Annotated in this window: 19 protein-coding genes; 11 read left to right on the top strand and 8 right to left on the bottom strand. The window is 73.4% G+C overall.

Annotation, left to right across the window (positions count from 1 at the left end):
* Positions 1-18: 18 nt before the first annotated feature.
* Positions 19-1,038 (top strand): ATP-binding cassette domain-containing protein, encoded by a 1,020-nt coding sequence (locus AC07GB_RS32890; protein WP_478851919.1) that lies wholly within the window; start codon positions 19-21, stop codon positions 1,036-1,038.
* Positions 1,035-1,838: an ABC transporter permease gene (locus tag AC07GB_RS32885; RefSeq protein ID WP_478851917.1), complete on the top strand. Its 804-nt coding sequence runs from the start codon at positions 1,035-1,037 to the stop codon at positions 1,836-1,838. Before AC07GB_RS32890 ends, AC07GB_RS32885 begins: the two co-directional genes overlap by 4 nt.
* Before the next feature lie 16 nt (positions 1,839-1,854).
* Here the strand turns inward: AC07GB_RS32885 and AC07GB_RS32880 are convergent, their stop codons facing one another.
* Both AC07GB_RS32880 and yczR read right to left on the bottom strand, forming a co-directional pair.
* A complete protein-coding gene (locus AC07GB_RS32880) occupies positions 1,855-3,297 on the bottom strand; it encodes an FG-GAP and VCBS repeat-containing protein (RefSeq protein ID WP_478851915.1) in 1,443 nt (480 codons plus the stop codon).
* A 117-nt stretch (positions 3,298-3,414) separates the two neighbouring features.
* Positions 3,415-4,860 carry a MocR-like transcription factor YczR gene (yczR, locus tag AC07GB_RS32875; protein WP_478851913.1) on the bottom strand — a complete coding sequence of 482 codons (1,446 nt, stop codon included), beginning with the start codon at positions 4,858-4,860 and terminating at the stop codon, positions 3,415-3,417.
* Between the two features lie 360 nt (positions 4,861-5,220).
* On the opposite strand from yczR, the gene yczE reads away from it, so the two are divergent.
* Positions 5,221-5,805 (top strand): membrane protein YczE, encoded by a 585-nt coding sequence (gene yczE, locus AC07GB_RS32870; protein WP_478852045.1) that lies wholly within the window; start codon positions 5,221-5,223, stop codon positions 5,803-5,805.
* A 5-nt stretch (positions 5,806-5,810) separates the two neighbouring features.
* Here the strand turns inward: yczE and AC07GB_RS32865 are convergent, their stop codons facing one another.
* Positions 5,811-6,890, bottom strand: a complete 1,080-nt coding sequence (locus AC07GB_RS32865; RefSeq protein ID WP_478851911.1) for a MerR family transcriptional regulator — start codon at positions 6,888-6,890, stop codon at positions 5,811-5,813.
* Positions 6,891-7,065: 175 nt separating this feature from the next.
* Between AC07GB_RS32865 and AC07GB_RS32860 the strand changes: the two genes are divergently transcribed.
* From AC07GB_RS32860 to AC07GB_RS32850, 3 genes are all read left to right on the top strand, one after another.
* Positions 7,066-7,614: a helix-turn-helix domain-containing protein gene (locus AC07GB_RS32860; RefSeq protein WP_478851909.1), complete on the top strand. Its 549-nt coding sequence runs from the start codon at positions 7,066-7,068 to the stop codon at positions 7,612-7,614.
* Between the two features lie 24 nt (positions 7,615-7,638).
* Complete coding sequence (locus AC07GB_RS32855; RefSeq protein WP_478851907.1) at positions 7,639-8,301, top strand: hypothetical protein; 663 nt, start codon at positions 7,639-7,641, stop codon at positions 8,299-8,301.
* Positions 8,302-8,445: 144 nt separating this feature from the next.
* Positions 8,446-8,778, top strand: coding sequence for a DUF2516 family protein (locus AC07GB_RS32850; RefSeq protein ID WP_384799499.1), 333 nt, complete (start codon positions 8,446-8,448; stop codon positions 8,776-8,778).
* A gap of 28 nt (positions 8,779-8,806) precedes the next feature.
* Here the strand turns inward: AC07GB_RS32850 and AC07GB_RS32845 are convergent, their stop codons facing one another.
* From AC07GB_RS32845 to AC07GB_RS32835, 3 genes are all read right to left on the bottom strand, one after another.
* The gene (locus tag AC07GB_RS32845) at positions 8,807-10,153 is read right to left on the bottom strand and encodes a PP2C family protein-serine/threonine phosphatase (RefSeq protein WP_478851905.1); all 1,347 of its coding nucleotides are present in this window, start codon (positions 10,151-10,153) and stop codon (positions 8,807-8,809) included.
* A gap of 417 nt (positions 10,154-10,570) precedes the next feature.
* Positions 10,571-11,671: a C40 family peptidase gene (locus AC07GB_RS32840; RefSeq protein WP_478851903.1), complete on the bottom strand. Its 1,101-nt coding sequence runs from the start codon at positions 11,669-11,671 to the stop codon at positions 10,571-10,573.
* A 331-nt stretch (positions 11,672-12,002) separates the two neighbouring features.
* Positions 12,003-12,773, bottom strand: a complete 771-nt coding sequence (locus tag AC07GB_RS32835) for a class I SAM-dependent methyltransferase (protein ID WP_478852043.1) — start codon at positions 12,771-12,773, stop codon at positions 12,003-12,005.
* Between the two features lie 272 nt (positions 12,774-13,045).
* Between AC07GB_RS32835 and mshA the strand changes: the two genes are divergently transcribed.
* Complete coding sequence (gene mshA, locus AC07GB_RS32830) at positions 13,046-14,401, top strand: D-inositol-3-phosphate glycosyltransferase (RefSeq protein WP_478851901.1); 1,356 nt, start codon at positions 13,046-13,048, stop codon at positions 14,399-14,401.
* Positions 14,394-14,912 (top strand): type III secretion system chaperone family protein, encoded by a 519-nt coding sequence (locus AC07GB_RS32825; RefSeq protein ID WP_478851899.1) that lies wholly within the window; start codon positions 14,394-14,396, stop codon positions 14,910-14,912. The genes mshA and AC07GB_RS32825 overlap by 8 nt, the downstream gene beginning before the upstream one ends.
* 123 nt (positions 14,913-15,035) lie before the next feature.
* On the opposite strand, the gene AC07GB_RS32820 is transcribed toward AC07GB_RS32825, so the two are convergent.
* Positions 15,036-15,797 carry a phosphoglyceromutase gene (locus tag AC07GB_RS32820; RefSeq protein WP_366791213.1) on the bottom strand — a complete coding sequence of 254 codons (762 nt, stop codon included), beginning with the start codon at positions 15,795-15,797 and terminating at the stop codon, positions 15,036-15,038.
* Between the two features lie 189 nt (positions 15,798-15,986).
* On the opposite strand from AC07GB_RS32820, the gene AC07GB_RS32815 reads away from it, so the two are divergent.
* From AC07GB_RS32815 to AC07GB_RS32805, 3 genes are all read left to right on the top strand, one after another.
* Positions 15,987-17,276 carry an MDR family MFS transporter gene (locus AC07GB_RS32815; RefSeq protein ID WP_478851897.1) on the top strand — a complete coding sequence of 430 codons (1,290 nt, stop codon included), beginning with the start codon at positions 15,987-15,989 and terminating at the stop codon, positions 17,274-17,276.
* A 74-nt stretch (positions 17,277-17,350) separates the two neighbouring features.
* The gene (locus AC07GB_RS32810; protein ID WP_478851895.1) at positions 17,351-17,599 is read left to right on the top strand and encodes a hypothetical protein; all 249 of its coding nucleotides are present in this window, start codon (positions 17,351-17,353) and stop codon (positions 17,597-17,599) included.
* Between the two features lie 65 nt (positions 17,600-17,664).
* Positions 17,665-17,856: a hypothetical protein gene (locus AC07GB_RS32805; RefSeq protein ID WP_478852041.1), complete on the top strand. Its 192-nt coding sequence runs from the start codon at positions 17,665-17,667 to the stop codon at positions 17,854-17,856.
* An 18-nt stretch (positions 17,857-17,874) separates the two neighbouring features.
* Here AC07GB_RS32805 and AC07GB_RS32800 read toward each other — a convergent pair whose 3' ends face one another.
* A complete protein-coding gene (locus AC07GB_RS32800) occupies positions 17,875-19,530 on the bottom strand; it encodes a pectate lyase family protein (protein ID WP_478852039.1) in 1,656 nt (551 codons plus the stop codon).
* Between the last annotated feature and the right edge of the window lie 1,553 nt (positions 19,531-21,083).

Below are 21,083 nucleotides of genomic sequence, written 5' to 3'. Positions count from 1 at the left end.
AAGCAAGGAGGCGGCACGATGACTGCCACCCCCGGTTCGACCGCTCCGCCGAAGGCGATCGCCGCCCAAGGGCTGCGCAAGGCGTACGGCGAGAAGGTCGTGCTCGACGGGATCGACCTGAGCGTCCCGCCCGGCACCGTCTTCTCGCTGCTCGGTCCGAACGGCGCGGGCAAGACGACCACCGTGCAGATCCTCTCCACCCTGATCGCCCACGACGGGGGCACGGCCCAGATCGCGGGCCACGACCTGGCCCGGCAGCCGGACGCGGTCCGCGAGTGCATCGGCGTGACGGGGCAGTTCGCGGCGGTCGACGGTCTGCTGACGGCCGAGGAGAACATGCTCCTCATCGCGGACCTGCTGCACCTCGACCGGGCCGAGGGCAAGCGCCGCGCCGCCGAACTCCTGGAGCGCTTCGAGATCGCCGACGTGGCGCGCAAGCCCGCGTCGACATTCTCCGGCGGCATGCGCCGCAAGCTGGACCTGGCGATGACGCTCGTCGGCCGCCCGAGCGTGATCTTCCTCGACGAGCCGACGACCGGCCTCGACCCGCGCAGCCGCCGCACGATGTGGGACATGATCCGCGACCTGGTCGCGGGCGGCACCACCATCTTCCTGACGACGCAGTACCTGGAAGAGGCCGACCAACTCGCCGACCGCATCGCCGTGCTCGACGGCGGGAAGATCGTCGCCGAGGGCACCGCCGAGGAACTCAAGCGCCGCATCCCCGGTGGCCACATCCGGCTGCGCTTCAACGACATCCACCACCTGAACGCCGCCACCGACCGCCTCGCGCTCAGCACCGTCACCCGCGACGACGACGAGCTGACGCTCCAGGTCCCCAGCGACGGCAGCATCCCCGTCCTGCGCGCCGTACTCGACGTCCTGGAGGGCTCCGGGATCCAGGCGGAGGCGCTCACCGTGCACACCCCCGACCTGGACGACGTGTTCCTCGCCCTGACCGGCCAGGACCGCGGCACCGCCGCGGGCGGCGCGAGGGGCCCCGCGAGGGGCACCGCCCTGAAGGAGGCCCGGCGATGAGCACCACCACCTACGCGCTGCGCGACTCGATGACGATGCTGCGCCGCAACCTCAAGCACGCGCGGCGCTACCCGTCCCTGACCCTGTCGGTCGTGGTGCTTCCGGTCCTGATGCTGCTGATGTTCGTCTACGTCTTCGGCGCCCCGCTGGGCAACGGCATCGACGTACCCGGCATCGGGGGCGGTGGCGGCCGCGACGTCTACACCAACTACATCACCCCCGGCATCCTGCTGATGGCCATCGCCACCAGCTCGATCGCCACGGCGGTGTCGGTGTGCACCGACATGACCGAGGGCATCATCAACCGCTTCCGTACGATGTCGATCTCCCGGGCCTCGGTCCTCGTCGGGCACGTCCTCGGCAACGTGGTGCAGACGGCGGTCAGCCTGCTGCTCATCGTGTGCGTCGCGCTCGCGGTCGGCTTCCGCTCCAACGCCCACGTCCTGGAGTGGGCGGCGGTCCTCGGCCTGCTGCTGTTCCTGGCGTTCGCCCTCGCCTGGCTCTCGGCGGCGATCGGCCTGGGCTCGGAGAGCGTGGAGACGGCGTCCAACGCGCCGCTGCCCCTCGCCTTCCTGCCCTTCCTGGGCTCGGCGGTGGTGCCGCCGGACTCGATGCCGGCCGGCATCCGCTGGTTCGCGGAGTACCAGCCGTTCACACCGATCACCGAGACGGTACGCGGCCTGCTGCTCGGCACCGAGATCGGCGACGACGCCTGGATCTCCCTGGCCTGGCTGACCGCCCTCACCGTGCTCGGCTACCTGTGGGCGAAGGCCTCCTTCAACCGGGTCGCCAACCGCTGAGCCGCCGGGACCCGGATCAACCGACCATCCGGTACCCGAAGTTGCCCCCGCCCGCGGACCCGCCCAGGGTGTCGAGCCGGAAGCCGGCGGAGCCGGTGCCGGTGACCCCGTCCGCGCCCGTCGGCAGCCGCCAGACGCGGCCCTTGAAGCCGTCCTCGCCGTTGCCGCCCACGACGACCTCGGGACGGCCGCCCGCGCCGGTCACGGCCACCGCCGCGCCGAAGTGGTCGTCGGCCTCAGAAGTGCTGGGCACGCCACGAGAGTTCTGCGTGAGCGTCTTCGCGCCCTCCGTGGTGATCCCGGACGGGCCGCCGCGCAGCACGGTCACCGCGCCCGCCTTCGCGGTGGCCACCGGGTCGGAGCCCGTCTCGTACGAGGCGCCGATGATCAGGTCCGCGTACCCGTCCGCGTCGGTGTCGCCGACCGCCACCGCGGAGCCGAACTTGTCGCCCGTCTCGTCGACGCCCGGCACTCCGGCACTGGCCTGCGAGTACGGGCGGGACTTCAGGGTGGCGCTCGTACCGTCGGGGCCGCCGTAGGTCACGTACACCTTGTTCTCGTCCGGGTGGCCGGTGACCAGGTCCTGGTAGCCGTCCTTGTTCAGATCGCCGAAGGCGGACGGCAGGTCGGTGCCGTGCCGGTACGGGCCCTGGAACGCGCGGCCCTTGACCAGGCCGTCCTTGGAGCCCTTGAGGACGACGCCGCCCGGCTTGCCGCTGCCGAGGACGACGCCGCCGCTGGCCACGACGTCGTCCACGCCGTCGCCGGTCAGGTCGCCCACGTGGACGGTGCCGATGACGAGCTTGTCGGCCTTCGCGGTGTCGCGGTGCCAGATGCCCGCGGGTCTGCCCGTGTCCCGGTTCAGCGGGCCGAGCAGCACGGAGACGCCGTACGAGAGGCCGTTGTGGCCGCGGCTGACGAAGTCGTCGACGCCGTCGCCGTTGACGTCGCCCACGCCCGCGCCGCCGCCGAGCAGCTTGGGGGAGTCGGCCCGGTAGTCGCCGGGCGGCAGGGCGGTGCCGGCGCCGGTGATGCCGTCCTTGCCGCCCCACAGCACCGTGTTCTTCTGGAGCCAGTGCACGACCAGGTCGTCGTAGCCGTCGCCGTCCAGGTCGCCGTAGTCGCTGACCTCGCGCCAGCGGGCGTCCGGCACGGGCTCGCCCGGGACGCCCGGCGTGCCCTGGCCGAGGACGTGCGCGGTGTCGTACGTCAGTCCGTGCGCGTAGCCGTAGGCGACGGTGACGGCGCCCGCCCGCTTCACGCCGTCGACGGTCGCGGTGTGCGCGCCGACGGCCAGGTCCGGATGGCCGTCCCCGTTGAAGTCCGGCCCGTCGACGGCCGGCCGGGCACCGCCGGGCGCCTTTTGCGGAGCGGCGGCGCCGGCGGCCGGAGTCAGGCCTGCGGCCCCCAGGACGACGGCGGTGCACAGGCCCGCCGCGGTGAGCGCGCTGTGGCGCATGGGTCCCCCCCCATGGGTTCACGGCGGCCCCCCGGCCACCGGAAGATCGAATGAGTGTCCGGATGATACGCGGACGAGGCGGGCCCGGGCGCGTCCGCGCGCGTCCGCGCGCGTGGTTCAGACGACCCAGCGCGGGCGGCGGGCGCCCTGCGGCGGCGTCCGGTCGTCGGCGAGCGCGGCGGCCAGGCGGCGCACGGCCTCGCGCAGCGTGTCCGGATCCGTGGTGAACGGGATGCGCAGGCGCTGCTCGAACACGCCGGGATCGGCAGCGAAGCAGGCCCCGCCCTCGATCCGTACGCCGTAGTCCAGGGCCCGTTCGGCGAGCGCGGCGGCGACGGGCTCGCCGAGGTCCACCCAGAGGGAGAGCCCGCCGGGCGGCTGCCGCCAGGTCCAGCCCGGAAGGTGCGCGGCGAGCGCCCCGGTGAGCGCGTCGCGCCGCTCGCGCAGCCCCGCGATCCGCTCCGGCACCGAGGTGTCCGCCCGCTCCAGGAGGTCCAGGGCCAGGAGTTGGTCCACGACCGAGCCGCCCAGGTCGCCCGCGACGCGCTGGCCGGCCAGCTCGGTCACGAGCCGCGCGGGCGCGCGCAGCCAGCCGACGCGCAGACCGCCCCAGTGGCTCTTGCTCATCGAGCCCACGGTGATGACCTGCGCGGACGCGCCGGGCGCGGCGTGCACGGCGCTGGGGGCCGGGGCCGGGACGTCCAGGGCGAGGTCCGCGAGCGTCTCGTCGACGACCAGCCAGGTGCCGCAGCGGTGCGCCGCGCGCAGCACCCGGGCCCGGGTGTCGTCCGGCATGAGGAGGCCGGTCGGGTTGTGGAAGTCGGGGATGAGGTAGGCGAGGTGAGGCACGGCCTGGCGCAGGGTCGACTCGACGAGCTGCGCGTCCCAGCCGTCGTCGGCGACCGGGACGGACACCGGGCGCAGCCGGGCGCGGCGCAGGGCCTCCAGGGCGTTCGGGTACGACGGGCTCTCGACCAGGACCCGGTCGCCGGGGCTTGACAGGAGCCCGAGGACCAGCGTGAACGCGTGCTGGGCGCCGGAGGTCACCAGGATCTGCTCCGGCACGGTGGCGAGGCCGCGCCGGGTGAACCGCTCGGCGACGGCGGCCCGCAACTCCGGCAGTCCGTACGGGTAGTAGCCCGGGTTCCCCGTGTGCTCGGCGATCCGGGGCGCGGCCCGCGCGAGCGCCGCGGCCAGGGCGTCCGGCGGCGGCCCCGGCGCGGCCCTGGCCAGGTCGATGGCGGTATCCGGCGGCGCGAGCACGCGGGCGACCCCGTTGGGCGCCCGCCCCTCGGGCAGCGCGGTCCAGGTGCCTGAGCCCCGGCGGCTGTGCGCGTAACCGCTCTCGCGCAGCAGGTCGTAGGCGGCGGTGACGGTGGGCCTGCTGACCCCGAGGGCCGCGGCAAGTTCCCGCTCGGCGGGCAGCCGCACCCGCAGCGCGATCCGCCCGTCGAGCACGAGGTCGCCGATGGCCTGGGCGAGGTGCCGGTAGGCGGGCCGGGTGTCCGCCGCGCCGGGCAGCAGCGCGGCGAGCTGCTGCCCGCCCAGGTTCCGCTCGGCCATACCACTCCCCGGAGATTGGCCATGCTTTGGAGGCCAATGACTGTACAGACTCCACCCCACGGGAACCGGCGGCGAGCGCCGCGCGGGCAGGGAGGGGGCGGGGTCGTGGTGCTGGGGCTGTGGCGAAGGGTGGCAGATGAAGCGGGGCCGCGCCGCAGGGTGGCGGATGAAGCGGGGCCGCGCCGCAGGGTGGCAGATGTAGCGGGGCCGCGCCGCAGGGTGGCGGATGAAGCGGGGCCGCACCGCAGGGCGGCACATGAAGCGGGGCCGCGCCGCAGGGTGGCGGATGAAGCGGGGCCGCACCGCACGGCGGTCCCACCCCTCACCCACCTCCCCTTCGCCGAAGCCCCCACCCGCCGCATCCCCCAACTCCTCATCGGCCTAGCCCTGTACGGCTTCAGCGTCGCCCTCACGGTCAGAGCCGCCCTGGGCGTCAACCCCTGGGCCGTCCTGAACCAGGGCCTCGAACGCCACACCTCGCTCAGCTTCGGCGCGCTGACCACGCTGGTGGGCGCGGCCGTCCTCGCCCTGTGGATCCCGCTGCGGCAGAAGCCGGCCTTCGGCACCTTCGCCAACATCGCCCTCGTGGGCGGCGTGGCGGACGCCGGACTCCGGCTGGTCCCGGAGCCCGCGGGCCTGGCGGCCCGGAGCGCCCTGCTGGCGGCGGGCATCCTCCTGAACGGCTTCTCGATCGCCGTCTACGTGGGCGCCCGCTTCGGCCCCGGCCCCCGCGACGGCCTGATGACCGGCCTGACCGCCGCGACCGGCCGCTCCCTGCGCACCGTCCGCACCGGCATCGAGATCACCGTCCTCGCCACGGGCTGGCTCCTCGGCGGCACGGTGGGCCCCGGCACGGTCCTGTACGCCGTCGCGGTGGGCCCGGTGGCCCAGTTCTGCGTACCGAGATGGACGTACACACCACGGCCCGCGGAGCCGAGCCGGTAGGTCTCCTACTGCTGGAGTTCCACCACGTCGGCGACCACACAGCTGACGTTGTCGGGACCACCGGAGCCGTTGGCGAGGCCGACGAGTTCGCGGACCGCCTGCTCGGGTTCGCCGACGTCGGAGAGCACTCGGTGGATGTCCGCGGTCGGCACGACGGTGGACAGGCCGTCCGAGCAGAGCAGGTACCGGTCTCCTTGCCGGGCGTCGTGCAGACGCATGTCGGGTGTGGAGTCGGCCCCTTGGCCCAGGGCCCGTACCAGCAGGGACCGCTGGGGGTGCGATGCGGCTTCTTCCGGGCTGAGGCGCCCTTCGTCGACCAGGGACTGCACCACGGTGTGGTCGTGGGTGATCTGGAACAGCTCTCCGTCGCGCAGGAGGTGGACGCGGGAGTCGCCGATGTGGACGAGGGCCAACTGCGAGCCGGTCCAGAGCATCGCGGTGAGCGTGGTCCCGGCGGACTCGTCGGAAGAGCCGGCTCCGGAGATGCCGTGCACGGCCTGCTCGGCCTGTTCGATGGCGTCTTCGAGGACGTTGAGGAGATCGCCCGCAGGGATGCCGTCGGTCTCGAGGCGCTTGAGCGCGTCCACGGCGGCGGCGCTCGCGGGGGCGCCTCCGCTGCCGTATCCGTCGGCGACGGCGAGCAGGCGGGACCCCGCGTAGGCGGTGTCCTGATTGCTTTCGCGGACGAGTCCGGTGTCGGAAAGGGCGGCGTAACGGATGCCCAGGGGCGTGACGGCCGGGGACATGGCGGGGTCCTTCCAGGAGAGATGGTCGATGAGGAAGGTGGCCAGGTCCCGCCGCGCGGCGGTGTCGGCCTCGACCTGGGCCCAGAACGCCCGGACCTCTTCGGCAGCCGGGCCCGCCGCCAGGGCGCAGACCCGCTGGATGCGGGCGAGAGGCATCCCCAGCCGCCGGAGCCAGGCGACCAGCCGGGCCTGGTCCAATTGCTCCGGCGCGTAGCGGCGGTAGCCGGTGACCGGGTCGACACGAGCGGGAGGCAGCAGGCCGAGCTGGTCGTAGAGACGCAGCGCCTTCGGCGAGAGCCGGGACGCCTTCGCGAACGCCCCGATGGTCAGCAGCTCCATGCTCGTCCCTCCTCATACCGGGCACGCCGCCCGGCCCCACCGATGCTGTGGGCTCCCCCAAGGTGAAGGTCAACCAGCCTGCCTTACGGCTCCCCGGGCCCGGCTCCGCGTGGCGTAGCGCACTTTTGCAAGCGGGTGCTTGCAGGAGTTAGCAAGGCGAGGCACCATCGAGGGCATGGCATCGCTCAACGTCGGCAATCTCGGTGAGTACCTGCGCGAGCAGCGGCGCAACGCGCAGCTGTCGCTGCGTCAGCTCGCCGACGCCGCCGGGGTGTCCAATCCGTATCTGAGCCAGATCGAGCGCGGGCTCCGCAAACCGAGCGCCGAGGTGCTCCAGCAGGTCGCCAAGGCGCTGCGGATCTCCGCCGAGACGCTCTACGTCCGGGCCGGGATCCTCGACGAGAAGGAGCGGGACGAGCTGGAGACGCGCGCCGTCATCCTCGCCGACCCGTCCATCAACGAGCGGCAGAAGCAAGTGCTCCTGCAGATCTACGAGTCCTTCCGCAAGGAGAACGGCTTCGTGACGGCGACCGAGGACTCCGCGGAGCCCTCGGCCACGGACGCGTACGCGTCCTCGTACTCGGACGGTGCCGGTCCCGGGAGCGCCCCCGACGGCGCCCGGGACGGCGCACCGGCTCCCACCGCTGACGGACCCCGCACGGCCGGCGGCAGTGATGCCAACCCCGAGGGCCGTCGGCCCACGGGTGAACAGCCCCCCAGCTGAAGCGAATCCGGGAGGACCCTCGTCATGCCCATCACCGAAGAGGTGCGTAAGGCCGTCACCAACCCGACCCCCCTCTACTTCGTCGTCGGCGGCGCCGAACTCGCGCTCCAGCAGGCGAAGAAGGTGCCCGGCGCCATCGAGCAGCTCGCCGCCGAGGCCCCCGCCCGTCTGGAGGCGGTGCGCAACACCAACCCCAAGGACGTCCAGGACCGGGCCGCCGCCCGCGCCAAGGAGGCCCGCGAGGTCATCCAGACCAAGGTCGGCGAGCTGTTCGGCGCCCTGGACACGGATCTGAAGCGCCTCGGCGAGAACGCCCAGGACTTCGCCCTGCGCGGCGTCGGCGTCGCCGTGGAGTACGCGGTCCAGGCGCGCGAGACGTACGAGAAGGTCGCCGAGCACGGTGAGCAGACCGTGCGCCACCTGCGGGGCGAGGCCGCCGACGAGCTGGTGGAGATCGCCGACACCGTCGAGCCCGACGCGCCCGACGCGCCCGCCACGCCCGCCGCGCCCGCCGCCTCTAAGGCCTCCGAGCCGGCCGAAGCGGAGAAGGGCGAGCCCGTGGGCCCCGCCGCCTCCGCCGTGGGCCCCGCCGCCGCGGAGGAGGGCGACGCGGCCGGCAAGCCCGCCGCGAAGAAGACCGCCGCCAAGAAGGCGCCCGTGAAGAAGACCACGCCGCCGGCCAAGTAGCGGCAGGCGGGGCTGGCGCTCGCACACACGGCCGGGCACTCTCGGAGTGCCCGGCCCGTTGTGCGGGTAGCGGTACCGTGACTTCGTACGTACGACACGTGCGTCGTGTTGGATTCGCCGAGACTGGTGGTGGACGTTGTGCTGATGCAGGGGTTCGCGAACTTCATGTGGCTGCTCTCGCTGGCCCTGATCCTGTTCAGCGGATTCGCGCTGCTCGACGCCGCCGTCCGGCGGGAGGACGCCTATCGGGCGGCCGACAAGAAGACCAAGCCGTTCTGGCTGATCATCCTCGGCCTCGCCTTCGTGGTGAACCTGATCTTCAACATCCTGTCGTTCCTGCCGATCATCGGCCTCATCGCCACGATCGTGTACATGGTCGACGTGCGGCCAGCGCTGCGCCAGGTCATGGGCGGGGGCGGCGGCCGCCGAGGCTCCAGCAGCGACGGCCCGTACGGCCCGTACAACGGCGGGCGGTGACCGGCCCCCGGGCCACGCCCCCCGCCGCCTAGCGCTCCCGGCCCGGCTCGCGGTCCAGGAGCAGTACCGCCACGTCGTCCGTCAGCTCGCCGCCGTTGAGTTCGCGCACCTCGGTCACGGCCGCTTCGAGAAGCTCGTCACCGCGCAGGCCCGCCCCGAGCTTGCGGCGCACCATCTCCACCATCCCGTCCTGCCCGAGCCGCTGGTTGCCCTGGCCGATCCGGCCCTCGATCAGGCCGTCGGTGTAGAGCATCAGGCTCCAGGTCCCGCCGAGCTGCACCTGCTGGCGCGGCCAGCGGGCGCGCGGCAGCAGACCGAGCGCCGGGCCGCCGTTGTCGTACGGGAGCAGCTCGGCCGGCCTGCCGGGGCGGGCGATCAGCGGCGACGGGTGACCGGCCAGGCACAGGCCGGCCCGGCGCCCGTCCGGCGCGATGTCGACCGTGCACAGCGTCGCGAAGATCTCCTCGTTCGCCCGCTCGTGCTCCAGGACCTTCTGGAGCGTGGACAGCAGCTCGTCGCCGACCAGGCCCGCGAAGGTCAGGGCCCGCCAGGCTATGCGCAGTTCCACGCCGAGCGCCGCCTCGTCCGGGCCGTGGCCGCAGACGTCGCCGATCATCACGTGCACCGAGCCGTCGGGGGTGCGCACCGTGTCGTAGAAGTCGCCGCCGAGCAGGGCGCGGGAGCGGCCGGGGCGGTAGCGCGAGGCGAACCGCAGCGGTGACCCCTCGAGCAGCGGCGTCGGCAGCAGGCCCCGCTCCAGGCGGGCGTTCTCCTGCGCGCGCAGCCGGGACTCGGTGAGCTGGCGCTGCGCGGCGTCGGCGCGCTTGCGCTCCACCGCGTACTGGATCGCGCGGCTCAGCAGCCGGCCGTCCAGCTCGTCGCGGAACAGGTAGTCCTGGGCGCCGACCCGCACCGCCCGCGCGCCGCGCTCGGCGTCGCCGGACGTGGTCAGGGCGAGGACGGCGTGCCGGGGCGCGAGGCGGAGCACGTGCCGGAGCGGGGTCAGCTCGTCGGGGTCGGCGGGCGTGCCGTCCACCCCGGGGGAGGAGGTGTGCGCGGCGCCGGGCAGGGCGAGGTCGAGCAGGATGCAGTGCACGTCGTCCGTGAGCAGCCGCTCGACCTCGGTGAGGTTGCGGGCGGTGCGGATGCGGATGGGCCTGCCCGCGGAGTCCACCAGTGCGGGCAGGCTGAGGGAGCCGCCCGGGTCGTCCTCGACGAGCAGCAGGGTGAGCCCGGGGCTCGTGGCGGCGCCGGGGCCGCTCGGGCCGCCGGCGCGGCCTGGGCCGTCCGGAGAGGCGTCGGGCGTCGGCGCCGCCGGGGCCTGATCGCCCGCCGCGGCCGGGATCGCTCTCTGCCGCGGTATGGGTACGGGCATGCGTTGAGTTCCTTCCCTCCCCCCGAGGGCGCGGTGGGGCGACGGTCGCACGCCCCACACCAGACGGGGACCATAGCGGTAGCCGAGGCCACGGGGGAATGCGGCGCGGCACCCGGCAGACGGCATATGCCGCGTCCTGGACCGCAATGGGGCACGAACCCGGTTCGCCTGGGATGACGAACATCACGCCCGCGGGGTTGAGCGGAGGGGTACCTCGTGCGGTGGGTCACAGGCGTGCGCGGCACACCGTACGCGGCGCGCGCCGGGACCCCTCCCGCCCGGCGGCGGGGGCTCCGCCACGCGCTGCCCCGGGCCGACCGGCCGCGCTGCCCCGGGCCGGGCTCCGCCACGTGCCGCCCGGGCCGGGCTACGCCACGCGCTGCCCCGGCCGGGCTCCGCCGAGCCCTTCCGGCCGGATCAGCTGTCCGGGCGTACGACCCCGAGGATCTCCATGGAGCCCGCGCCCGCGAGCGTCACGTTCCGCCCCGGGCGGGGGGCGTGCACGATGGCTCCGTCGCCCACGTACATCCCGACGTGGCTGGCGTCCTTGTGGTAGATGATCAGGTCGCCGGGGCGCATGTTCTTCACGTCGACGCGGGGCAAACGCTTCCACTGCTCCTGCGAGGTGCGCGGGATGCCGCGGCCGGCGGCCGCCCAGGCCTGGGACGTGAGCCCCGAGCAGTCGAACGACTTCGGGCCCTCGGCCCCCCACACGTACGGCTTGCCGATCTGGGCCGTGGCGAAGGCGACGGCCTTCTCGCCGCGCGCGGTGGCGTCGCCCTTGAGGTCCTTCAGTATTCCGGTGCCGACCCACGCCGACTGCTGCTTGAGGGCGGCCTCCTCCTCAAGCCGGCGCAGCCGCTCGCGCTCCTTCTTCTCCAGGCGCGACTCCAGCTTCTCGGCGGCGGCGATCTTCTCCTTGATCTTCCGCTTCGCGGCGGCCTTGGCCTTGCGGCCCGCCTCCAGCTTGCGCCACTGGGTGGAGGCGTCCTTGGCGTACGTCTTCAGATCGTCCTGGGTCCGGGCCATCTCCGTGAGCAGCGACTTCGTGCCGTGCTGGCCCTGGCGCAGGCGGCCCGCGCCGTCCAGGAACCGCTCGGGGCTGTCGCTCAGCATCAGGCGGGCCTGGTCGGGGATGCCGCCGCCGCGGTACTGCGCGCGGGCGGCGGCGCCGGCTTGTGCCGTGAGTCTGTCCAGCTTCTTCTGGCCCTTGTCGATGTCGCGGGTGAGCCGGACGATCTCCTTGGACTGCTGGTCGGCCTTCTCCTCCGCCGCGTTGTACGCGTCCGTGGCCGTGCCCGCTTCGCGGTAGAGCCGGTCGATCTTCTTGCGGACCTGCTCGAGCGGCGTGTCCCCGGCGGGCGCCGGCGGCCCGGGCGGCGTGGGGTCGGCCGGGCTCGCGAACGCCGTGCCCGGCGCGGCGAGCACCGCCGCCGCGCAGATCAGAGCCACGGCTGTCGCCGTCGAACACCGCTTGTGCCGCTTGCCGGACACGCTCCACCCCCACAGCAGATCCATCGGTCCATCGACCCGTCGAACCGTCGCCCCGTCGGGCCATCGCCCCGGCGGGCCATCGCCCCGGCGGGCCGACGCCCCACCGCCGAAGCTGATTTACCGTCGGTAACTTCGGCGCCGTGCTCGGGATGGTGCCATGTCCGCGCCCAAGGCGACAGGGTCGCGCGACAACTCCGGTTCCCCTCCCGCCTCGTGTGACGAGCGGCACGCGGTGATCGTTCCCTTCGGCCGGACGTTCACTCGCGGTGAACGGGCGGCGCCACCCGATGCGTTCGGCCGCCGGGGGGCGCGGGCCGCGCGCCGCCGGGGCGTGCCGGCGCTCCGGTGCGCGGCTTCACGCCCCGCGAGGCGCGAGCGCCGCCCAGCGGACCGTCACTTCCCCCTGCCGCCACCGCGTACCGCGGTCCACGACCGGCCAGTCCGCCCGCAGGTCGCGCACCGCGCGGATCCACCGCTGCCGCGCCCCGTACGACGCGTACGGCGCGGCGGCCGCCCACGCCCGGTCGAAGTCGCGCAGGAAGGCGTGCACCGGCTCCCCGGGCACGTTCCGGTGGATCAGCGCCTTGGGCAGCCGCTCGGCCAGGTCGGAGGGGCGCTCCAGGGAGGCGAGCCGGGCCGCGAAGGTCACCGTGCGCGGGCCTTCGGGGCCGAGGGCGACCCAGACGTGGCGCCGCCCGATCTCGTCGCAGGTCCCCTCGACGAGCAGGCCGTCGGGGGCGAGCCGCGCGCACAGCCGCTCCCAGACGGCGGCGACCTCGCCCTCGTCGTACTGGCGCAGCACGTTCGCGGCGCGGATGAGGACCGGGCGCGCGGGCAGCGGCACCTCGAAGCCGCCGTGCCGGAAGGAGAGCCCCTCACGCTCGTACGGGCGCGCCGCCTCCACCCGCGCCGGGTCGATCTCGATGCCGACCACGCGCGCGTGCGGGGCGGCGGTGCGCAGCCTGAGGAGCAGTTCGACGGCGGTCCAGGGGGCGGCCCCGTAGCCGAGGTCGACGGCGAGCGGGTCGGCGGCGCGGCGCAGCGCGGCGCCGTGGGCGGCGGCGATCCAGCGGTCCATGCGGCGAAGCCGGTTGGGGTTGGTCGTCCCGCGCGTCACGGCTCCCACGGGGCCGCGGGCCGGGCGTCCGGCGGGGCCGCGCGCCACGGTTCCCACGGGGCGGGCCGCGGGGCCGGGGGAGCGGGGTGCGCGGGGGGACATGGGGGCAAGCGTATGCAAGGACCACGGTTGAGACCCCCAAGGTAATGCTTTGGCAAAGAGGAAATGGAGGCGGAAGTTCCGGTGTTGCCGTCCTCAGAGGACCTCGTACGCCCTCCGTATCGCCGTGTCCGCGGTACGAGGTCCTGGACGCCGCTGCCAAGGCCAAGGAGGACCGCCACGTGAGCCACTACGTGACCAGGCTCGGGCGTCGTTTCCCGGCGGCCCCGTCGGGCCCCGCCCGGCTGCGGCTCCCCGGCTCGCCCCGCCGCCCCCGGCGTATCGCCATGCTCAGCGTGCACACCTCGCCGCTGCACCAGCCCGGCACCGGCGACGCGGGCGGCATGAACGTCTACATCGTGGAGCTGGCCAAGCGCCTCGCCGAGATCAACATCGAGGTCGAGATCTTCACCCGCGCCACCACGGGAGCGCTGCCGCCCACCGTCGAGCTGGCCCCCGGCGTCCTCGTGCGCCACGTGGACGCGGGCCCCTACGAGGGCCTGGCCAAGGAGGAGCTGCCCGCCCAGCTCTGCGCCTTCACGCACGGCGTCATGCTCGCCTGGGCCGGCCACCGCCCCGGCCACTACGACCTCGTCCACTCGCACTACTGGCTCAGCGGCCACGTCGGCTGGCTCGCCGCCGAGCGCTGGGGCACCCCGCTGGTGCACGCCATGCACACCATGGCCAAGGTCAAGAACGCGGCGCTCGCCGAGGGCGACACCCCGGAGCCCTCGGCCCGCGTCATCGGCGAGACCCAGATCGTGCGCGCCGCCGACCGGCTCATCGCCAACACCTCCGAAGAGGCCGACGAACTCGTACGGCACTACGAGGCCGACCCCGGGAAGGTCGCCGTCGTCCACCCCGGCGTCAACCTCGACCGCTTCCGCCCTGCCGACGGCCGCGCCGCAGCCCGCCACCGCCTGGGCCTGCCGCAGGACGCCCTGGTCCCGCTCTTCGCGGGCCGCATCCAGCCCCTGAAGGCCCCGGACGTACTCCTTCGCGCGGTGGCCGTCCTCCTCGACGAACGCCCCGAGCTGCGCCGCCGTATCGTCGTCCCCGTCGTCGGCGGCCCGAGCGGCAGCGGCCTCGCCAAGCCCGAGGGCCTCCAGAAGCTGGCGGCCCGCCTGGGCATCGCGGACGTGGTGCGCTTCCAGCCCCCCGTCGGCCAGGACCAGCTCGCGGACTGGTTCCGCGCGGCCTCCTTGCTGGTCATGCCCTCCTACAGCGAGTCGTTCGGGCTCGTCGCCATCGAGGCGCAGGCGGCGGGCACACCGGTCCTCGCGGCGGCGGTGGGCGGCCTGCCGGTCGCCGTGCGCGACGGGGTCACCGGCTTCCTGATCCCCGACCACGAACCGGCCCACTACGCGCGCGTGCTCGGCGACTTCGCCGACAACCCCCACCTGGTCGACCGCATGGGCGCGGCGGCGGCCCGGCACGCGGAGTCCTTCGGCTGGGGCACGGCGGCGTCCGCCACGGCCGACGTCTACACCGCCGCGATGCACGACCACCGCCGTCGCGTACCCTCGCACCATGGGTGACGTTGCTGCCGGTGAGACACCGGGCACGGTGATCGAGAGGTTCCTGGCCGACGCCGAACTCGACTGGGAGTCCCCCGAGCCGGGCTCGTACGTGATCAAACTCCCCGGCACCCGCAAGCTCTCCACGACGCTCTCCCTGCGCGTGGGCAAGCACTCCCTGTCCCTGAACGCCTTCGTGATCCGCCACCCCGACGAGAACCACGAGGCCGTCCACCGCTGGCTCCTGGAGCGCAACCTCCGCCTCTACGGCGTGAGCTACGCGATCGACTCCCTGGGCGACGTCTACGTCACCGGCAAACTCCCCCTGGCCGCCGTCACCCCCGCCGAGCTGGACCGCCTCCTCGGCTCCGTCCTCGAAGCGTCCGACGGCTCCTTCAACACCCTCCTGGAACTGGGCTTCGCGACGGCGATCCGCAAGGAGTACGCGTGGCGGGTCTCCCGCGGCGAATCCACCCGCAACTTGGAAGCCTTCACCCACCTCACCGAACCCCGCCCCACCACCGGGGAGTAGGCCCACCGGGGCCCCAGGCCCCAAGCCCCCAGGCCCCAAGCCCCCAGGCCCGACGACGAAAAGCCCCCTGTCCACGATCTCCCGTGGACAGGGGGCTTCGTTCGTACGAGAGGTACGAGAGGGCTACTTCTTCTTGCCCTGGTTCTTCACAGCCTCGATCGCGGCCTTCGCCGCCTCCGGGTCGAGGTACGTGCCGCCCGGGTTCAGGGGCTTGAAGGCGGCGTCCAGGTCGTAGGCGAGCGGGATGCCGGTGGGGATGTTCAGGCCCGCGATGTCGGCGTCGGAGATGCCGTCGAGGTGCTTGACCAGGGCGCGCAGGGAGTTCCCGTGGGCGGCGACCAGGACGGTGCGGCCGGCCAGGAGGTCGGGGACGATGCCGTCGTACCAGTAGGGGAGCATGCGGACGACGACGTCCTTCAGGCACTCCGTGCGGGGGCGCAGCTCCGGCGGGATGGAGGCGTAGCGCGGGTCGGCCGACTGGGAGAACTCGGTGCCGTCCTCCAGGGCGGGCGGCGGGGTGTCGTACGAGCGGCGCCACAGCATGAACTGCTCCTCGCCGAACTCGGCGAGGGTCTGGGCCTTGTCCTTGCCCTGGAGGGCGCCGTAGTGGCGCTCGTTCAGCCGCCAGGAGCGGTGGACCGGGATCCAGTGGCGGTCCGCGGACTCCAGCGCGAGCTGGGCCGTGCGGATCGCGCGCTTCTGGAGCGAGGTGTGGACGACGTCGGGCAGCAGACCCGCGTCCTTGAGCAGCTCGCCGCCGCGGACCGCCTCCTTCTCGCCCTTCTCGTTGAGGTTCACGTCCACCCAGCCGGTGAACAGGTTCTTCGCGTTCCATTCGCTCTCGCCGTGGCGGAGGAGGATCAGCTTGTACGGTGCGTCGGCCATGCCCACGAGCGTAATGGAACTCCCGAGGGGGTCGCGTCCCGGAGCGATTGACGCTACCTGTCAAATGAGTAGTCCGGAGGGACCACGGTTGCGTAAGTTGTGATCGCTGTTCCTGACACTTACACACCCGGCACCTACCCGCCCGGACCGCCCCGGCGGCCGGGCCCGCACCGCCTCGGGGGACCTCGCATGCCGCTCACCGCCGCCAGACGCGCCGTCAAGGAATCCGTGTCCGGGCTGCCCCCCGCGTTCTGGTGGCTGTGGACCAGCACCCTGGTGAACCGGCTCGGGGCCTTCGTGTCCACGTTCCTGGCGATCTACCTGACCCTGGAGCAGGGCTACTCCGCCACGTACGCGGGTCTCGTCGCGGCCCTGCACGGGCTCGGCGGAGTCGTCTCCTCGCTCGGCGCGGGCGTCCTGACCGACCGGCTCGGGCGGCGGCCCACGCTGCTCATCGCGCAGACGTCCACGGGCCTGTCCGTGGCGCTGCTCGGGTTCATGACCCACCCGGTGGCCATCGCGGCGGTGGCCTTCGTGGTGGGCATGGCGAGCAACGCCTCGCGGCCCGCCGTGCAGGCGATGATGGCCGACATCGTCCGGCCCGAGGACCGCGTCCGCGCCTTCTCGCTCAACTTCTGGGCCATCAACCTCGGCTTCGCCATCTCCTCGGCCGCCGCGGGCTTCATCGCCTCGTACAGCTATCTCGCGGGCTTCCTCCTGGAGGCCGCGATGACGCTCGCGTGCGCGGTCGTCATCTTCGTGAAGCTGCCGGAGTCGCGGCCGGAGCCCGCCGAGGGGGCGGCGGGCGAGGAGCCGGAGGCCGGGCTCGGCACGGTGCTGCGGGACGGGCGCTTCATGGGCGTCGTCGGGCTCTCCTTCCTGCTCGCGCTGATCTTCCAGCAGGCGTACGTGGGACTGCCGGTGGCGATGGGCGAGGCGGGCTTCAAGCCGAGCGACTACGGCATCGCGATCGCCTTCAACGGCGTCATGATCGTGGTGTTGCAGATCCCGGTGACGCGGTTCATCGAACACCGGGACCCGCAGCGCTTGTTGGTGATCTCCTCGCTCGTGGCGGGGTACGGCTTCGCGCTCACGGCGTTCGCGGGGTCGGTCGGCCTCATCGCGCTCACGGTCTGCCTGTGGACGCTCGCCGAGATCGTCAACGCCCCCACCCAGACGGGCCTGGTCGTGCGCCTCTCGCCGACCCACGCCCGCGGCCGCTACCAGGGCATGTACGCCCTGTCGTGGGCGGTCGCGGCGCTCGCGGCCCCGCTGATCTCCGGCTCGGTCATCGACCGCTACGGCGCGGACTGGCTGTGGGGCTTCTGCGCGGTCGTGGGTACGGTCGCCGCCCTCGGGTACTGGGGCCTCATGCGGGGCCTCCCGCAGCCGGTGGCGTACGAGGGCGAGCCGCGACCCGGTACCGGTACCGGCCCCGGTACGGAGAAGGCGGCGGAGAAGGCCGAGGCCACCGGCTGAAACCTCCCGTCCCGGCCGCTAACGTGAGATCAGCGCCGGGACCGTCCAGGGACCCCAGGGAGAGTGACCCGACCATGGCCGAACCACTGAAGACCTTCGTCGGCGGCGAGGAGGTCGAGGTGCCCAACACCATCCCGGACATCCGCGCCGCCCTCCCCGAGGACAGGCGCGCGGCCTTCGACCGCGCCATCAACGAGGCGGGGGTCGACGAGATCCACTCGGTGATGCGGCACTGGATGCTTCAGGCCGTGCCCGACCCCGAGGCCGAGGCGCTCCTCGACCGCCTCGCGGCCGACGAGGCCGAGAGGCGGAGCATCGCGTGAGCCGTCACCGGAGCCGGAGCTACCGCATCACCTACGCGCCGCCCGCCGACGACACCCTCGCCAAGATGGGGGACGCCGACCGCTTCCGGGCGGCGATGGAGCGCACCCTGGGCCGTGACCCGTACGGGCACGGATCGGCGGCCGTGGACCAGGAACGGGACCGCAGGGAGGCGACGGTCGGCGGCGCGATCGTCCTCTACTACGTGTCGGGTTCGGTCCTGACGGTGACCGTCGTCCGCCTCGTCCCCTTCGGCTGATTCCACGACGGGGCCCGGTCAGCGCCCCAGGGCGCGCTGGGCCTCGTACAGATTCCGAGGACGGACGGCACCGGGCGAACCGTACGCCTCGATACGGGTGTTGAGCTGTCCCGAGAAGTCCGGTACGTCGATCTGGTCGAACTCCCGTACGCGGGAGATGCCGACCGTGGCGCTGTACGGCGCGATGCCGTCAATTTTGACCAGTCCGGCGCGCTGGTTGGTGACGGTGACGTTCCAGTGGGTGAACCGGGCGCCGTAGAGGGGCCCGGCGCTGGCGTCGCCGCCGTGCCGTCCGTCGTTGTTGACGACGATCTCCGTACGGACGTTCGCGAACGGCATGCCCCGGTGCGTGTCGAAGGTGCCCATCTCCATGTGGCCGCGCGACCAGACGTTGTACGAGGACAGCCCCTCCACGTTGATGCCGTGCAGCTGCGTCCCCGCGGGCGCGGGCGCGGTCCGCCGCTCGACGCGGAAGTCCTCGATCAGGTTGTCGTGCGAGCCCTCGCGGCAGAAGTACGGGTGGTGCGAGCCGCGCCCGCCGACGGAGGTGCGGCGCAGGGTGCAGGCGGACGCGGCGACGAGCCCGAAGCCGTTGTCCACGTGGAGCACGCGCACGTCGTCGGCCCAGCAGTCGTACGCGCACTGGAAGGTGACGCCGTTGAACCCCTGGTCGAGGAGGTGCGGCGACTGCGGCGTCTCCACGGCCGCCAGCGTGAGCCCCTCGACGCCGGAGCCGGTGAGGGCGGTGACGTGGGTGGTGAGGAGCGGATTCCACTCGGGCCGCACGTCCAGCGGCAGCGGCCGCTCGAAGGTGACCTCGTCCCCCCGCACCCGAATGGCCCGTACGGGCCACTCGTAGGGGACGTACGACGTCAGCTTCGTCTTGTCGTCCCAGACGTACGCCTCCGGACCGGGCCCGCCGCCCGCCATGTGCTCCAGGAGGGTGTGGTCGCGGTCGTCGCAGAGGCGCAGGAGGACGAGGTCGCCGGGGCGCACGCGCGCGGGGTCCGCGACCCGGACGGTCCGGTCGCCGCGGCGGGCGGGGCCGACGGCGGTCAGGCCGCGCCACTCGTCCCGCTTGTTCCCGGTCCACCCCTCGAAGGGCCAGTCCCTGGCCCGGATCGCGGCGACGAGGGAGTCCCAACGTGCCTGCGGACACAGCCAGATGAGCCCGCCGGCCCAGGACCAGCTGGACTTGTCCCCGCCGTAGCGGCTGCCGTAGGGGCCGATCAGCCCGGCGAGGTGGCGGGTGGCGACGAGCGTGGTGCGTCCGCTGCCCGCGCCGCGCAGGACGACGTCGTCATGGGCGATCCGGAGAACGCCGTCGATCCGGTACGTGCCGGGTTCGAGCTGGACCGTGCCCCCGCCGGCCCCTCCGGCGGCGGCGAGGGCACGGTTGATCGCGGGCGCGGCGTCAGCCCCGGGGCCGGGGCGGGGCACGGGGAAGACGGCACGGGGGCGACGGAAGCGCCGCTCGCCTCCCCGATAGCCGGCGCGGCCCACGTAGGGGATCTGCGGGTGCCGGTACGGATCCTTGGCGAACTCCCGCCAGAGAGCGGCGGGCTGGGGCCCGGCCGCCGCCGCGGGCCCCGTGACGGCGCCGGTCACGACGGCCGCGGCTGCACCCAGGACTCCACGTCTGCTGAGTTCGGCCACGGGGCCCCACCCTCTCATCATGCGTGGTCTAGATACATGAACCAAGTTCATATGCACGTTGGGCGGGAGCATGCCACGTGACTGTCACGGCAGGGAAGACGTCGTACGAGCGCCTTTTCCGGAGCCGCCGGGCGCGTGGCCCACGCCGCGGCCGGCAGCGGCCTGTTGAAGCGGAGGCCGCAGCGGGTAGGACCTGTTACACGTACAGCGCTTCTCGGAACGAGCCTCGCGTTGGCAGGGGCAGGGGCGCCCGGCGCGGTCTCCCGACGCAGCAGGCTGCCAGGAGAGCGGCACCTTGGTGGGTGAGAGGGGGCGGCATTGGCTGGGGATCGGGGTGCGGTTTTCTCAGCGGCGGGAGCGGAAGGGCACGGAACCCGGAGTCTTCGGGTACTGCCTGGTGACCGGCGCGCTCGCCACCGCCGTCGGGGCGGGGGCGTCCCTGCTGGGCGGAAGCACGTGGGCGCGGCTGACCGTCTGGCTGGCGGTGCTGGTGATGACCGCCGCAGCCGCGGCCCTGTGGTGGACGAAGTCGCCTGCTAGGACACGTCGTTGGGCGGTGGATCTCTGGGTGCGTCCGGCAGCGAGGGGTGCACGGTCTCGAAAAGCTTGATGAACGTGCCGAGCGGCGGTGTGCCGTCCAGTGAATCGATGGCCGGCCCGGGAGCCCCGTTGCGCGGCGCGGATTGAGCCATGCCGGGGCAAGGGTGGTGGGGGTTGCACGGGAGGCGGTGGGCGGCGCTCGGGAGGCTGGGCGCGCGCATGTGCGCCGTTGACGCGCCCCGTTGCTCGATGCATGGAATGGATAGCAGGCAGTACGTCTCACGCCTTCGAGGAGGAGACCATGGCTGAATCCCCCGAGCGCGACACCTGTACGAACGGTTGCCAGTGCGGTCCGGGCTGCAGTTGCGGCTGCCAGGCGGGTGGGCCTTGCCAGTGTGGCGGCGGCTGCGGCTGACGCTCCGCTGGGCCTAGCGGATGGGCGCCGAGCCCCGGCCCGGCGCCCATTCTCCTGCCCCACTCCACCCGGGCCCTGCCCTGCCTTGCTCCGGCCTTCCGCCACGGGGTCGCCCCGCCTTGCTTCTGGCCCGGAGGGGGCTGCCCTGCTTCGCTGCGACCTCTCCCACCCGCCCGCCCGCGCTGCCCCGGCTTCCGTCCGCCCGGCCCCGACGCGGAGCGCTACCGCCGGGTGGGTCGTGCCGCCGCTACCGCGGCGGTTGCCTCCCACCCGCCCGCCCGGATCTCCCTGCTTCGCCGGCCTGGTCCCGACGCGGTGCGCTGCGGGTGGTGTGTCTCGGTGGGGGCGGGGGGCGGGACTGCCCTGGCGGCGCCCGAGTGGCTCATCGGCGCGGAGGTCTCATCCTCGCGCTTCCGCCCCGGCCCGGTGGGGGCGGGTGGCGGGACTGCCCCAGGCCCTCGGCCCGGCCCCCCGACGCGTAGCCGACTGCCGACAGGCACAGGCACAAGCACAGGCGCAGCCCTAGGCGGTGTCGTCAAATGTTCACTGCTGGTGGATCATGGTGTCGTGATACGTCGCCATGAACTGTCGGACGCCGAGTGGGAGTTCGTCCGGC

This window comes from Streptomyces sp. NPDC045778, from assembly GCF_056431945.1.
The sequence above is the reverse complement of the archived record's forward strand: the minus strand, read 5'-3'. Positions and strand labels throughout refer to the sequence as shown.

Coding starts and splice junctions, on each gene's coding strand:
- AC07GB_RS32890 (WP_478851919.1), top strand. CDS start 19: ATGACTGCCACCCCCGGTTCGACCGCTCCGCCGAAGGCGATCGCCGCC.
- AC07GB_RS32885 (WP_478851917.1), top strand. CDS start 1,035: ATGAGCACCACCACCTACGCGCTGCGCGACTCGATGACGATGCTGCGC.
- AC07GB_RS32880 (WP_478851915.1), bottom strand. CDS start 3,297: ATGCGCCACAGCGCGCTCACCGCGGCGGGCCTGTGCACCGCCGTCGTC.
- yczR (WP_478851913.1), bottom strand. CDS start 4,860: ATGGCCGAGCGGAACCTGGGCGGGCAGCAGCTCGCCGCGCTGCTGCCC.
- AC07GB_RS32865 (WP_478851911.1), bottom strand. CDS start 6,890: ATGGAGCTGCTGACCATCGGGGCGTTCGCGAAGGCGTCCCGGCTCTCG.
- AC07GB_RS32860 (WP_478851909.1), top strand. CDS start 7,066: ATGGCATCGCTCAACGTCGGCAATCTCGGTGAGTACCTGCGCGAGCAG.
- AC07GB_RS32855 (WP_478851907.1), top strand. CDS start 7,639: ATGCCCATCACCGAAGAGGTGCGTAAGGCCGTCACCAACCCGACCCCC.
- AC07GB_RS32850 (WP_384799499.1), top strand. CDS start 8,446: ATGCAGGGGTTCGCGAACTTCATGTGGCTGCTCTCGCTGGCCCTGATC.
- AC07GB_RS32845 (WP_478851905.1), bottom strand. CDS start 10,153: ATGCCCGTACCCATACCGCGGCAGAGAGCGATCCCGGCCGCGGCGGGC.
- AC07GB_RS32840 (WP_478851903.1), bottom strand. CDS start 11,671: ATGGATCTGCTGTGGGGGTGGAGCGTGTCCGGCAAGCGGCACAAGCGG.
- AC07GB_RS32825 (WP_478851899.1), top strand. CDS start 14,394: ATGGGTGACGTTGCTGCCGGTGAGACACCGGGCACGGTGATCGAGAGG.
- AC07GB_RS32820 (WP_366791213.1), bottom strand. CDS start 15,797: ATGGCCGACGCACCGTACAAGCTGATCCTCCTCCGCCACGGCGAGAGC.
- AC07GB_RS32815 (WP_478851897.1), top strand. CDS start 15,987: ATGCCGCTCACCGCCGCCAGACGCGCCGTCAAGGAATCCGTGTCCGGG.
- AC07GB_RS32810 (WP_478851895.1), top strand. CDS start 17,351: ATGGCCGAACCACTGAAGACCTTCGTCGGCGGCGAGGAGGTCGAGGTG.
- AC07GB_RS32805 (WP_478852041.1), top strand. CDS start 17,665: ATGGGGGACGCCGACCGCTTCCGGGCGGCGATGGAGCGCACCCTGGGC.
- AC07GB_RS32800 (WP_478852039.1), bottom strand. CDS start 19,530: ATGAGAGGGTGGGGCCCCGTGGCCGAACTCAGCAGACGTGGAGTCCTG.